Source organism: Tessaracoccus sp. MC1679 (assembly GCF_014164775.1).
GTDB lineage: Bacteria > Actinomycetota > Actinomycetes > Propionibacteriales > Propionibacteriaceae > Arachnia.
Genome location: NZ_JACJGB010000004.1, coordinates 108,436 through 121,660, shown reverse-complemented (window position 1 = coordinate 121,660; position 13,225 = coordinate 108,436). Strand labels below are relative to the sequence as shown.

11 protein-coding genes and 1 pseudogene are annotated in these 13,225 nt (G+C 68.2%); 7 read left to right on the top strand and 5 right to left on the bottom strand.

Annotated elements, in window-relative coordinates; translation table 11 throughout:
- Positions 1 to 19 precede the first annotated feature (19 nt).
- The gene (locus tag H5398_RS07850) at positions 20 to 388 is read right to left on the bottom strand and encodes a sulfate permease (RefSeq protein ID WP_182799639.1); all 369 of its coding nucleotides are present in this window, start codon (positions 386 to 388) and stop codon (positions 20 to 22) included.
- A 483-nt stretch (positions 389 to 871) separates the two neighbouring features.
- Here H5398_RS07850 and H5398_RS07845 point away from each other — a divergent pair, with 483 nt between their 5' ends.
- The 3 genes from H5398_RS07845 to H5398_RS07835 all read left to right on the top strand — a co-directional run bounded on the left by H5398_RS07845 (position 872) and on the right by H5398_RS07835 (position 6,362).
- On the top strand, positions 872 to 1,396 hold the full coding sequence (locus H5398_RS07845; protein ID WP_182799638.1) for a hypothetical protein: 525 nt from the start codon (positions 872 to 874) through the stop codon (positions 1,394 to 1,396).
- A 74-nt stretch (positions 1,397 to 1,470) separates the two neighbouring features.
- Entirely contained in the window at positions 1,471 to 2,694 is a 1,224-nt protein-coding gene (locus H5398_RS07840) for a hypothetical protein (RefSeq protein WP_182799637.1), read from the top strand.
- A complete protein-coding gene (locus H5398_RS07835; RefSeq protein WP_182799636.1) occupies positions 2,625 to 6,362 on the top strand; it encodes a helicase-related protein in 3,738 nt (1,245 codons plus the stop codon). Before H5398_RS07840 ends, H5398_RS07835 begins: the two co-directional genes overlap by 70 nt.
- 24 nt (positions 6,363 to 6,386) lie before the next feature.
- Here H5398_RS07835 and H5398_RS16835 read toward each other — a convergent pair whose 3' ends face one another.
- From H5398_RS16835 to H5398_RS07825, 4 genes and pseudogenes are all read right to left on the bottom strand, one after another.
- Complete coding sequence (locus tag H5398_RS16835) at positions 6,387 to 7,823, bottom strand: TrwC relaxase (RefSeq protein WP_220489248.1); 1,437 nt, start codon at positions 7,821 to 7,823, stop codon at positions 6,387 to 6,389.
- Positions 7,824 to 7,865: 42 nt separating this feature from the next.
- Positions 7,866 to 9,944, bottom strand: coding sequence for a MobF family relaxase (mobF, locus tag H5398_RS16830; RefSeq protein ID WP_220489247.1), 2,079 nt, complete (start codon positions 9,942 to 9,944; stop codon positions 7,866 to 7,868).
- A gap of 375 nt (positions 9,945 to 10,319) precedes the next feature.
- Positions 10,320 to 10,382: pseudogene (locus H5398_RS17755) on the bottom strand (hypothetical protein); the annotation flags it as partial.
- Positions 10,364 to 10,843, bottom strand: coding sequence for a TetR/AcrR family transcriptional regulator (locus H5398_RS07825; protein WP_220489246.1), 480 nt, complete (start codon positions 10,841 to 10,843; stop codon positions 10,364 to 10,366). The gene H5398_RS07825 and the pseudogene H5398_RS17755, both read right to left, overlap by 19 nt.
- On the opposite strand from H5398_RS07825, the gene H5398_RS07820 reads away from it, so the two are divergent.
- The 4 genes from H5398_RS07820 to H5398_RS07805 all read left to right on the top strand — a co-directional run bounded on the left by H5398_RS07820 (position 10,823) and on the right by H5398_RS07805 (position 12,838).
- On the top strand, positions 10,823 to 11,302 hold the full coding sequence (locus H5398_RS07820; protein ID WP_182799635.1) for a hypothetical protein: 480 nt from the start codon (positions 10,823 to 10,825) through the stop codon (positions 11,300 to 11,302). The two genes, H5398_RS07825 and H5398_RS07820, sit on opposite strands and share 21 nt — an antisense overlap.
- A 204-nt stretch (positions 11,303 to 11,506) precedes the next feature.
- Positions 11,507 to 11,929 (top strand): hypothetical protein, encoded by a 423-nt coding sequence (locus H5398_RS07815; protein WP_182799634.1) that lies wholly within the window; start codon positions 11,507 to 11,509, stop codon positions 11,927 to 11,929.
- Positions 11,926 to 12,180 (top strand): helix-turn-helix transcriptional regulator, encoded by a 255-nt coding sequence (locus tag H5398_RS07810; protein ID WP_182799633.1) that lies wholly within the window; start codon positions 11,926 to 11,928, stop codon positions 12,178 to 12,180. The genes H5398_RS07815 and H5398_RS07810 overlap by 4 nt, the downstream gene beginning before the upstream one ends.
- A gap of 31 nt (positions 12,181 to 12,211) precedes the next feature.
- Complete coding sequence (locus H5398_RS07805) at positions 12,212 to 12,838, top strand: GPP34 family phosphoprotein (protein WP_182799632.1); 627 nt, start codon at positions 12,212 to 12,214, stop codon at positions 12,836 to 12,838.
- The last annotated feature ends 387 nt before the right edge of the window (positions 12,839 to 13,225 follow it).

The following is a 13,225-nucleotide window of genomic DNA, read 5'->3' as shown; positions in this document are numbered from 1 at the left end:
GCAGTGCTCGCGGTCAGTCTCAGAGTTGACCGGCTGGCAGGGTACTGATCGTTTCGTACTCATCGTGCGCTCGCCTGATGATCCGCTTCTCGTAGCGGCGCACGCGGATGAGGGTGATGAGGCTGACGGGTCCCATCCAGGCGAACTTGAGGCCGTTCCAGATGAACAGCATCACCAGCACGGTGAGCCAGGCCGGACCGCCGCGGTCGATGAGCGTGGTGCAGATGGCAGCGGCGTAGAAGTAGCCGACGCCGATCAGCATGGCGGGGATGCCCCACTTGAGCCCGTCGCGCTGGCGAATGCGGTCGAGCAGGATGTTGGTGGGCATGTAGCGGCGCAGGTAGCCGCGGGTGCTGACACTGGCGTTCCAGAGCAGTCGGGTGAGCATGGGCAAACTCCTCTCATGTGGCTTCAGCAGGCCGAGCGTTGAGAGGACCCGTGCGGGTCGTGTCGCCGATCGAGTCGGCGACAGCGTTAGTGACTGCTGCCTTTCAGTGTAGCGATCTGCACGGACAGCGAAAAGGGGTCGGAGCCGACGGCTGGTGGTGGGTGGTGCACCTGTGGGGTGAGGTTCGCCCGGGCGGACCTGACCAGGAAGGAGGCCACACCGATGCCGGGTCAGTTCGATATGTCAATGAAGCCGAAGGCGTCGTGGTGTGGCTGGTGGCGTGGTGAGCGCTGATGGCGGCTCGGGATCGCGGCCGCGACGGCGGTGACGGACTGTGGGAGCTGGACCTGTGGGGCCACGATCCGGCCAGCGATCCGCAACCGTCGCTCCCGGCTCCGTCTGCTTCGCCATCGAGACCGTCGAGGGTGGAGGCGGATGTCGGCGGGCAGATGGCCTTGGACTTGTGGGGCGAGGAGGTTGACGATGAACCGCTACGGGGTGCTGGCGATGCGGCATTGGGAGCAGCACGCGCCGAGCCGAGTCCGGGTGATGACGGATCGCGTGGGCTTCTTCACGGACTTGGGGGTCCAGGTGCAGGCGACAGTCGTAGACTTGGCGCAGAGCCTGGCCACACCGGCCCCTCCGCAGGAGACATATCTGGAGGCGTTGGGGCGGCTTCGGATGGCTCGAATGCAAGCGGAGGAGATCGTGTTGCGAGAGCTGGTCTGGATCAACAGCCCCGAGCTGCCGCTGGATCAGGCGCGCGAGGAGTGGGAGCAGACCCGCACCAGCGACGAGTGGCTGGCGGGTTGGGCGGCGAGGATTCAGGACGCCCCGGAGACGGAACCGGCGACGGTGGAGTTGGAACAGCTCGCCAAGGATTGGGCGGTGCCGGTGGAGTTCCTGGAGGAACTGCTGGCGGCGGACAGCCCGTACCAGTTCCTGCGGGACAACCAGACGGTGACGGCGGAAGCGGCCAACGTGCGGTTCCTGCGCGAGCTGCGGTAGCGCCACCCCGCTTCGTCCCACCATCGGACGAACCGCTCGCCCCGTCGGGTGCGAAAGCACGGTTCGCCGCGAACGTGGCCGCGATACGACTTGCCCGTCGCCTCGCTGATGAACAACGGCTCGCGGACCCCGACGAGCAGCGGGTGTTGGCCGGCTGGTCGAGCTGGGGCGCCATCCCAGATGTGTTCGACGAAGCCAAGGACACCTGGGCGACCGAGCGGGACGAGCTGCGCGCCCTGATGACGCCGGAGCAGTGGCGACAGGCCGAACGCACGACGATCAACGCCCACTACACCGACCCGCTGATCGTCAGCCACATGTGGCGGCTCGTGGAGCAGTTGGGGTTCGCGGGTGGCCGGGTGCTGGAGCCGGGCGCGGGGTCGGGCACGTTCATCGGACTGGCACCGCCGTCGGCGGAGATGGTGGGTGTGGAGCTGGACGAGGTGACGGCCTCGATCGCGGCGGCGTTGTATCCGCACGCCACGGTTCGGGTGGAGTCGTTCGCCGACACGAGGCTGCCGGGTGGCTTCTTCGACGCAGCGATCGGCAACGTGCCATTCGCCAACGTGCGGCTGCATGATCCGACCCACAACGCCGGGCGGCACTCGATGCACAACCACTTCATCCTCAAGTCGCTGGCCTTGACCCGCCCCGGTGGCCTGGTGACGGTGCTGACCTCGCACTTCACGTTGGACGCACAGAACCCCGCGGCGCGCCGCGAGATCGCGCAGATGGCTGACCTGTTGGGCGCGGTGCGACTGCCATCGGGAGCGCATCGGCGAACAGCGGGAACCGAAGCTGTGACCGATCTGCTGGTGCTGCGCCGCCGCGACGACGACCAGCCACCCGCACCGCAGAGCTGGGAGACGGTCACGCCGGTCGAACTCGACGGCACCACGATCAAGGTGAACGCCTACTTCACCGAACGGCCCGATCATGTGCTGGGTGAGCTTGCAGTCGGCCGCGGGATGCACGGCCGAGACACCCTGCTGGTCAACGCCGACCTCGACCGCTTCGAGCAGAACCTGGAGCGCGCGCTGGCCGACATCACCTCATCGGCACGGGCCCGCGGCCTGAGCATGACCGCCCGGCCCTCTCGTCTTGATGATTCGATCACCACCCCACGACGGCGACACCCGCTCCAGTGGAGCTGTGGGACGGGAGCATCGTCGCTGGCGACGATGGCACGTTCCGAGTGGTGGCCGCTGGCGGGTTGGAGCCGCTGTCGGTGCCGAAAACGACGCGAGCGGAGTTGCGGGCGCTGCTGGGGTTGCGGGACGCGGCGACGACGCTTCTGAGGTTGGAAGCCGCGACGGTCGAGGACACCGACGAGGTTGAGGCGGCGCGACAGCGGCTGCGGCAACGCTACGAGTCCTACATCGGCCGGTACGGCCCGCTCGGTCGGTACACGCTGCGCCGCACCGGTCGGCAGAACGACGCCGGTGATGACACCTACGCACGGATCGTGCCGACCCCGATCCGCATCCTGCGGGGCGATCCGTTCGGGCCGGTCGTACTGGCGCTGGAGCACTTCGACGACCAGGACCAAACGGCGACCCCGGCGGCGATCCTGACCCGGCGAGTCGTGGCCCCGAAACCGGAGGTGATGGGAGCCGAGACACCGGCCGACGCGGTGGCGGTCAGCTTGGATCAGACCGGCGGGATCGACGTCGAGTTGATCGCCCGGTTGCTGGGAATGCCGACCGAGGAGGCGACGGCGGCACTCGGCGGGCTGGTGTTCACCGACCCCGACACCGGAGCGTTGGTCCACGCACCCGAGTACCTGTCGGGTGACGTGCGCGCCAAGCTCGAAGCAGCGACGATCAAGGCCCAAGCCGACCCGTCGTTCGACCGCAACGTCGACGCGCTCCGCGAGGTGTTGCCCGCCGATCTCGGGGTCGAGGAGATCACCGCCCAGCTCGGCGCGGTGTGGATCAGCGCCGAGATTCACCAGCAGTTCCTGACGGAGTTGTTGGAGGTCTCCGACGTGCGGGTGGAGAACCCGCTGCCGGGCATGTGGGAGGTCCGTGGCGGTCGCTACGGCATCCGCTCAACCAGCGAATGGGGCACCACTCGACGCCCGGCACCCGACATCGCTCAGGCGGTGATGGAGCAGAAAACCTTGCTGGTCTACGACGAGTACGAGGACGCCGAGGGCCGCAAGCGGCGGGTGCTCAACCCGGTGGAAACGACCGCCGCCCAAGAGAAGGCCGACGCTTTGCAGGAGCGGTTCGCCGAGTGGGTGTGGGAGGACCCCGACCGGGCCGCCGGGCTGGTCGCCGAATACAACCGGCGGTTCAACTCGATCGTGCTGCGCGACTACACCGGCGCTGGGGACTACCTGTCGTTGCCGGGCATGGCCGCTTCGTTCGAGCCGCGTCCCCATCAGCGCGCCGCGGTGGCCCGCATGATCGCCGAGCCCGCGGCGGGGCTGTTCCACGAGGTGGGCGCGGGCAAGACGGCCGAGATGATTATGGGTGCGATGGAGATGCGCCGGATCGGGCTCATCACCAAGCCCGTCGTGGTCGTCCCGAACCACATGTTGGACCAGTTCACGAGGGACTGGTTGCAGGTCTACCCGCGGGCGCGGCTGCTGGCGGCCAGCTCCCAGGACCTGACCTCCGATCGGCGGCGCATGTTCGTCGCTCGGGTCGCGGCGAACGAGTGGGATGCGGTGCTGCTCACGCAGGGGGCGTTCGCCAAGATTCCGGTCGACCCGGCCACAGAGGTCGCCTACATTGAGCGGCAGGTCGATCAGGTGCGCCACGCGCTCCACGGCGCCGACGGCGAGGACCGGATGAGCGTCAAGCGCATCCAGAAGCGGTTGCTGGAGCTGGAGAACAAGTTGAAGGACCGCACCGACATGGCCAGGGATGCCGGGGTGACGTTCGAGGCGACGGGGATCGACTACCTGATCGTCGACGAGATGCACACCTACAAGAACCTGGCGACGGACTCCAACATCAGAGACGCCGCGATCGAAGGTTCGGGGCGGGCGACCGATCTGCACATGAAGCTGGAGTACCTGCGCTCCACCGGCCGGGACCGCATCGCGACGGGGGCTACCGCGACCCCGATCTCCAACTCGGTGACCGAGGCGTACGTGATGCAGCGCTACTTGCGGCCCGACCTGCTGGAAGCGGCCGGTATCGGCGCGTTCGATGCGTGGGCGGCGACGTTCGGCAAGACCGTCACGCAGATGGAGATGGCCCCGACCGGGACGGGCTTTCGGATGAAGACCCGGTTCGCGCAGTTCCGCAACGTCCCCGAGATGCTGCGCATGTGGTCGATCTTCGCCGACGTGAAGACCAGCGAGGACCTCCAGCTCCCCCGGCCCGACCTGGCCCAACGAGACGACGGCCAGCGCGCGCCGCAGACCGTGGTGGTGCAGCCCACCGTCGAGCTGGAGGATTTCATCGACGGCCTCGGGGAGCGTGCCGACAAGGTGGCCGCCAAGCAGGTCTCCCCCGAGGAGGACAACATGCTGGCGATCAGCACCGACGGCCGAAAGGCCGCGCTCGACATCCGCATGGTGATCCCCGATCAGCCGTCGGGGCCGACCAAGGTGGACGTTGCCGCCGACGCGATCTACCGGGTGTGGGAAGCCAGCCGCGACAACACGTACCTCGATCCGCTCACTGGGGAGCCGTCACCGATCCCAGGCGCGTTGCAGCTCGTGTTCAGCGACATCGGTACTCCCAACCCCGATCGGTGGAACGCCTACGACGAGCTGCACCTGCAACTGGTCGAGCGCGGGATGCCCGCCGAGTCGATCCGCTACGTCCACCAGGCACGCACCGATGCCGACAAGGCCCGCCTGTTCGCCGCGGCGCGCGCCGGGCACGTCGCCGTGCTGATCGGCTCGACCGAGAAGATGGGAGTGGGGACCAACGTCCAAGCACGGGCGATCGCGCTGTACCACCTCGACTGTCCGTGGCGGCCCTCCGACATCGCCCAGCGCGAGGGTCGCATCTTGCGGCAGGGCAACCAGCACGACGAGGTAGCTATCGTCCGGCTGGTCACCGAGCGGTCCTTCGACAGCTACATGTGGCAGGGCGTCGAGCGCAAGGCCCGGTTCATCTCGCAGTTGATGCGCGGGCGGCTCGACACTCGCGAGATCGACGAGATCGACGCCACGGCTCTGTCGGCGGCGGAGGCCAAGGCGATCTCGTCAGGCAACCCGCTGCTGTTGGAGCACTCCACGGCGCAAGCCGAAGCCAGCCGTCTGCAACGCCTCGAGCGCGCGCACTCGCGCAACCAAGCCATGCTCACTGCGACCCGCCGCCGCGCTGTTGAGGACGCCGACGCTGCCCGCAACGACATGGCCGCTCTCGAACAGGCGCTGCCCCGGCTGGTGGACACCAGCGGCGAACGGTTTCGCATCCGCCTGTTCGACGCCACCTACACCAACCGGGCCGACGCAGCGCAGGCGCTGACCGCCTGGGCGCTGCGCACCACGATGCCGGGCCAGTACCGGAGCCCCGAACCCGAAGTCATCGGACAAGTCAGCGGCTTCGACATCGAACTCACCTCGCATCACGGCTACAGCCGGAGCGAGGTCAGCATCCGGCTCGCCGGAGTACCGGGCAGCCGGTTCACCATCGACCGTGACACCCTCACCAGCGGAGGGATCGGCCTCGTCCAACGGATCGAGAACCGTGCCTCGGGCATACCGACCTACCTTGATCGGGCCAAGAGCCGCCTGGCCGATGCCGAACGGACCATCCGCGACGCCGACGAGCGGATCGGAGGACCCTTTCGGCACGCCGAAGCGCTGCGCGCCGCCGAGACGCGACTGGTGAATGTCAGCCAACAGCTTGCCGAGCTCCAAGACGACCAACCCGGTGAGCCTGAGCCATCGAGTGGCCTCAACGGCAGCACACAGCCGCGCCCCCAACCGGCGCCGCTTACGGCGTTCGGTCAGCGCACCGCTACCGCTGCCAGCCCACCGACCGTTACCAGGTAGCCGGGCCGTCACCGCCTGCGCCGGTCAGATCGAGGGGCCATCTCGGCGAACCGTTGATGCACGGGCAGTGCGGTCGAGCTGGTCGGCTTCTCCGAACCGTTGCGCGTCAGCCAGGGCCGCGCGGGCGCGGGCTGCATCGACACGCTGGACCGTGTGTTCCGGTGGCGGGCCGAGCGGGGTGTCGGCGGTGATGTGGTAGCGGTCGCGATAGGCGGCCACCGTCGCAACATGGCGCATCCAGACTGCTTGTCGTCGTTCGTCGCGGGGCGGCTCGCCGAGGTCGCGGGTCCACGCCTCGTCACCGGCGATTGCCATTTCGGCCAAGGCTCGGGCGCGCCGCTCGATGAGGCGTTGACGCTCGTCGAGTGCTCGGCGCATGTCCTGGCTCATGGGGCCGCTGGCGAGCGGGATCAGCCCGGCAATCAGCCGCGGGGCCTGTCGGCGGCGGGCGGTGCCGGTGCGGCGCTGGCCGGTGGCGTTGACGACCCGGTAGTGCAGCACCGCCGCGATGTCGTCGGCATCGGCGAAGCCTCGGGCGGCGACCAACCGCGGCAGCAGCGTGTCGGGGACGTGGCCGTTGACCTCGGCGCGACGCAGCTCGGCCGTCAGTGCTCCGAACGCTTCGGAGCCGACCGCCATGTCCACCTGCTCGATGGTGAGGCCGGACTCTTCGAGCAGCGTGAGCCAGCGGTCGTGCTGGGCTTCGGTGGCGATGGTCTCGTACTCGGCGGCGAGCTGGGCGATCCCGGCCCAGCGGTCGTGCTCGGCCTCGATGGTCTCGTGGGCCGACAGTTCGGCACCGACGTGGTGGAGTACCCCGTACAGCACCGACCGGCCCGTCGTCTCCTCCTCACCGGGCGGCTGGTGATGGTCTTCGCTGTCGGATTGGTCGAGGGTGACGTAGGCGGTGTTGGCGTGGCGTCCGCGGGTCATGGCGACGTAGAAGGTCTCGCGGGTCATCGACGGCGCCACGATGGCGTGGGCGGTGTCCACGGTGGAGCCTTGGGCGCGGTGTGCGGTGACGGCGTAGGCCAGCTCGACGTGCTCGGTGACATACCGGGCCGGGAGCCGCACCGAGGCCCGGCCACGTTGCCCGGCACGGCGCACGTCAACTGAGCCGTCGTCGTGGGTGGCTGTGACGTGCCAGCGGTCACCGTTCTTGACCCACCCACGCCCGGCGAGCAGGCGGCGATCGTTGCGACGGGTGATGACCAGATCGCCGGTCGAAGCCTCGGTGCCGTCGTGCAGCCGTACCCCGTCGCTCGGCGCGACGTGCCCGGCGATGATGCGGTCCAGGCGGGCGCGGGTGTTGAGCGCGGTCACGGTCTCGGTGGTCTCGGCGATCATCACACTGGAACGACCAGCGGCTAGGTCATCGAGCCAGGCTTGGTAGGCGGCATCGAGCATGGCGTCGGTGTCGCCGTCGTGGATGCGCCCGCGGGCCTCGTAGGTGTCGATCACCGTGGTGTCGCCGATGCGCAGACCGAGCGAGGCGTGGCGTTCTCACTCGTGGTGGAACCGTCGCACGTCGACCAGCTCGGGGGCGTCGTCGCGGTCGCGGATCAACAGACCGAACGCCCCACCGGCATCGACCGCGGTGAGCTGTGCCCAGTCGCCCACAAGCAGCACCTTGGCGCCGACCTGGTTGGCGTGGCTGGTGATGCGGTCCAGGGTGAGCGTGCCAGCCAGGGAGGCTTCGTCGACGATCACCAACTGCCCCACCCGGAAGCTCAACCCCTGGGTGGTGTGATCGTGGAGCCACTTGGCAGTGTTCTCCGTCGCGATGCCGAGGTCATCAGCGAGGACCTGCGCCGCGGCAGCCGAGGGTGCCAACCCGATCACCGAGTTGTCGCCGTGCTCGGTCTCCCACGCCCGGCGCAGCGCGTTCATGGCGGTGGTCTTGCCCGCCCCGGCTGGGCCGACCAGCACATCCACCGTGCGACCCGACACCGCCACGGCAGTCAACGCCGCGACCTGATCGTCAGCCAAGACCCGGCCGGCATCATCGGCACGCCGGGCAACCCGCTCGATCACCCTGAGCGCCACGGTCGGCCCAGCGTTCGTCCGTGCGAGGTCGAGCAGGCGGTCCTCGGCTGCCAACAGGTCGGTCGAGGAGAACACCGTCGAGTGTTTGGGACGGAACACGCTCGACCCGTCCGGCCGTTGGAACACCACCGGTGAAGTGGTCAGCTCCGGTGGGGTGAGCCGCAACGACGCGCCCTCGGCGGCATCGACGATCAACCCCAGCACCGCCTCCCGGTCGATCGTGCTGGCGAAGCGCAGGCCCATGATCTGGCGGGACGCTTCGGCGTGCAGGTTCCACCGCCGCCAGGTCGAACGCTTCTCCCCGACCACCTCCACCACCGTCCGGCCGACCTCGGCGAGAGTGTCCAGCGGGAGGTCATCGGCCCGCAGCACCGGCGGGCGTTCGACGTTGGTGAGCAGATGGGTCGCCCACGTCGCCGCGTCCTGACCGAGCACGACACTGGCGCGCTCCCGCCAGTCGGCGGTGAGGTCGGCCAGCGATCGGATCGTCTTATCCGGCCGGGTCGCCAACGTGGCCTGAGCGCGCAGCTTGATCGCCGTGATCGCCGAGGGCTCCCGGCCATGCTTGGCGACGTAGGCGGCGATGAGTCGGTCCTTCTCCACCTCGATCGCACGGGATCGCGACGAGAACGCCTCGACCAACGGATCGGGAACGCCAGTGATCTCCCATGCCGGGTTGCGGTCCCGTCCTCGATTACGCCGGTCCCAGCCAACCCCGAGACTGCGGGTGAGGTGGTCGGCCAGCACGGCGTTGTAGTGCTCCGATAGGGCCACCACGGCGGCGTGCATCGGGCGGCCATCCAACGTGCGCCACTTGCCATCGTGAACGCCCTGCACCTTGTTGGAGATCACGACATGCGTGTGGAGTTGCGGGTCACCCGCACGCGAGTCGTAGTGGTCATAGGCGGTTGCGATCACCCCGGCAACCTCGACCTGTGCAACCGCACCATCAGGCCCACGCGAGCCGATCCGGGTCGCTGCAACCTCCTGCTCCAGCAACGCAACCACCTCCGCAATCGCCGCGTGATGGGCTGTGGTGATCAGCGCCTGTGTCCCACCGTCTGCAACCGCCCACAACGCCGACACCGACTTGGGGACCGAGAACGTGTAGTCATACCCGGCCACCGCTCGCCGGGTCGGCCGAGCGGACTCCTCGGCCTCGATCGCGGTCACCGCTGCGGCGCGTTCGTCCACGGTCAGGCTCCGGTCGAGACGGCCGATGCGGATCTGGATGCGCTCGGCGATCCCGGCGAAGTGCCGGTAGGGCTCGCCCAACTCGTCGCCGGTGAGTGGGTCGCGGCCCATCCCCAACAGCAGCTCAAGCTGTTCCTCGGTCACCGTGTCACCGGGGCGAAGCTGGCCGTCGCCCAGGGCGTGGACACCCGAGCCGAGCCAGAAGCCGGGCGGACAGCCAGCCTCGGTGTAGTAGCGGGTCAACGGTGTTGACAACGACCGGTCACCGTCACCGGCGGCGACCGACTTCAGCAGGTACTTGAAGCCGTCGCCCGCAGACATCACCCGCATCGAAACCGTCATCTCGGCGTCCGATCCGTCCTGGCATCCATGCCAGCGAGGTAGGTCGCCACGCCCCGCCGAAGGCGGGTCGATCCGGTCGTTGCAAGACGTGTGATCCGACTGGAACGGGACTGCGGAGGAGCCGCGACAGTCCGCACGACGAGTCGGGGAGCTGGTGGGGAGCGAAGCGATCGAGCAAGTCGTGGAGGGCGAACCCGCACGCAAGTAAGGCTGCCTACTTCTTGGGAACTACGCCGGGTCGATGCCGGTTCGTGCCGCTGAAGCTCACATCTCGCGGCCGTCGGCAGCTGAGCCACCGGGGTCTGCTCCGAAGATGAAGTCGAGTTGGGTGTCGAGGGCCGCGGTGGCGGTGTCGGCGGGCAGGTCGCCGCTCAACAGGTGGACCGCGAGACCTTCGGCCGTCGCCAGCAGCGCGGCGGCTACGGGAACGGGGTCGATGGTCGAGCGCGCAGTGCCCGCGGCTTGTGCGTCACGAAGCAGGTCGGCGACGAAGCCTCCAATATGTCGGTGTCGTCACCGACGTGCTTGGCGGCATCCGGGCGGGTCGCGGCATGGGCCAGGAAGGCCAACGCCACGCGACCGTCAGCCCGCTGGGATTCGTCCAAGGGCAGCAGCGTGACGAGCATGGTGCGCAGCAGCGCTCGGACGGAAGGGTCCTCACCGAGCGCCGCGACGGCCTCGGTCATCCGTGCCTCGAAGCGCGCGCTGGCGGACTGCATCGCGAAATCCATCATCGCTTCCTTGCTCGGGAAGTAGTGCTGAACCATCCCCGACGTGACGCCAGCTTCGGCGGCGACATGGCGCAGGCTGACCGCTTCGAGTCCCTCGTTGGTGGCCACCCTCATGAGCGCGGCGGCGATCTGCTCGCGGCGCTCCTGATGGTCGAGATCCTCGGCCACGACTCGATCGCCACCACCCAGACCTACGTCGCGGTCTACGACCACGACGTGATCGACCACCACCGCGCCTACATCGCCCGCCGGCGATCACTTCGCCCCTCACAGGAGTACCGCGAGCCCACCGACAGCGAGTGGGACGAGTTCCTCGGACACTTCGCCCAACGCAAACTCGAGCTCGGCACCTGCGGGCGTGCCTACGGCTCCGCCTGCCAGCACGAACACGCCTGCATCCGCTGCCCGATGCTCCGCCCCGACCCCAAACAGCACGAACGCCTGCGACAGATCATCGACAGCCTCGACGACCGCATCGCCGAAGCAGCTGAACGAGGCTGGGCCGGCGAGGTCGAAGGACTTCGGGCCAGCCGTGCCGCTGCCGAGCTCAAGCTTGTCCACATGCAGCGCACCGCGACCAACCTGGGCCTGCCGATGTTCCCGCCCCGGCCTGGCAGCGCGCAGTAGCGTCCGTCACCGCCGATGATCGTGCGACGCTGCTCTTGCCAGACTTCCCAGCCACCAGTGACCCGGAGGTTGTGATGACTGAACCGGAGGTCGTGAAGGCCGGATCGAATGCGCTGACCTAGCGGCCAAGTTCGAGCGGGCCGGACCACGTTCGCGAGACAAGCTTACTTGCCCTTTTGGCAAGGTTCCTTTACGCTGCCCAGCATGGCATCGGAACGCGAAGAACTTCAGAGCAGCGGCGACATCGCACGTCGGCGCGCCGCATCCCGCGACCTCGTGCCCGGGCTGGTCGTGCTCATCGTCAGCCAGGCATCGCTCATTGCTGCGAGCCCGGACACCTCCACCAGCGGCTGGCATCTCGCGTGGGCGCTGTCGCCACTGGTCGGTATCGGATTGTTGGTGTGGGCGCAGTTCAGGATGCTGCGGCGTTCCGACGAGCGCGAGCGCACCGTCGTGCTGTCGGCGATGGCGATCGGGTTCGGCGTGGTGATCACCGCCCTGGCTGTCGTCGGCGTCCTCCAAGCAGCCGAGATCGGCGACGCCCGCCAACAGCTCCAGATCGCAACCGGGCTGGGGATCGCAGCGTGGGTCGTCGCCTCGCTGGTTCTTGAGCGGCGGGCGTCGTGAACAACCGCCTGCGCGAGTTGCGAGCAGCCCGCCGATGGAGCCAGGCCGACCTGGCAGATCGCCTCGACGTGTCACGCCAGACGATCAACTCGATCGAGAACGGCCGCTATGACCCAAGCCTTCCCCTGGCGTTCAGGATTGCTGCGGCCTTCACGCTACCCATCGAGGAAATCTTCTTCCCATCACCTGTACCCAACTCCTCACCCGAGTTGCCGACCGACTCCCACCACCAAGAAGCCACCCGCGGGTGAAGACCACTGCGACAAGCGAAAGGACCCCGACATGCTGGCCCACGATCTGTTGATGCTCCTCCACCACCCCGAGACCGGCCGTCCGCTGATCTCGTCGAGTAAGGCCGACCTCGTCATCGCAGGAGCGTTCCTTGCCGAACTCACCCAACGGGGACGGATCGAGTTCACCGAGCCCCATCGGCTGACCAAGAACCGCACCATCGTCGTCACCGACCCCACCCCGACAGGCGACGACGCGCTCGACCAGGCGCTACAACACATCTCGGCGCACCGCTCCACACGCGCGCACGCCATAGTCTCCAAGATCGCCAAGGGGGCCAGCAACCGAATCCTGGAACGCTTCTCCACACAGGGCACGCTCAGATCCGCGCAGGCACGGCTCGTGGGCATCATCCCCGCACGAGTGTGGCCCGCAGCCGACGCCCAGCACACCGCCGAACTCCAGCTAGGACTCCACCAAGTCCTGACCGGCGAGCGGCAACCGACACCTCGCGAGGCTGCGGCGATCGCGCTGCTCCACGCCATCGGCGGCACCGCGAAGGTTCTGGGTGACACAGGGCTCGAACATCGTGAGCTGAAACGACGCGCCAAGGCGATCGCCGCAGGCGACGCAGCAGGCGAGGCAGTCCGCCAGGCACTCGACGCGGCTGCCTTCTGAGTGAGATCAACGTGGTAGAGCGCCCGCAAACTGCTCGCGGTCGACAGTGGCATCGTCGGCACCGAAACCAAACCGTACGGGGCGCCGCGCACACCTGATCTCTATGGCAAGAGACCGCACGACAGCCCGCCCGCCTTGGTGCAGAGGAGAGCTAGCCCACATCACCCTCGGGCACGAGGATCGCCGTGGGGAGGGCTTGCATCGCGGCATCGGTGAGGTCGAAGCCGAGTCGGTGGCGATGATGGTCACCGCCGCTTGGGGCATGGACTCCACTGGCTACACGGTCCCGTACGTCGGGGGCTGGTCGTCGTCGGTCAACGACCGCGATCCGACAGAGGTGGTGCGCGAGACCGGCGAGTTGGTCCGTCGCACAGCGGTGGCGATCCT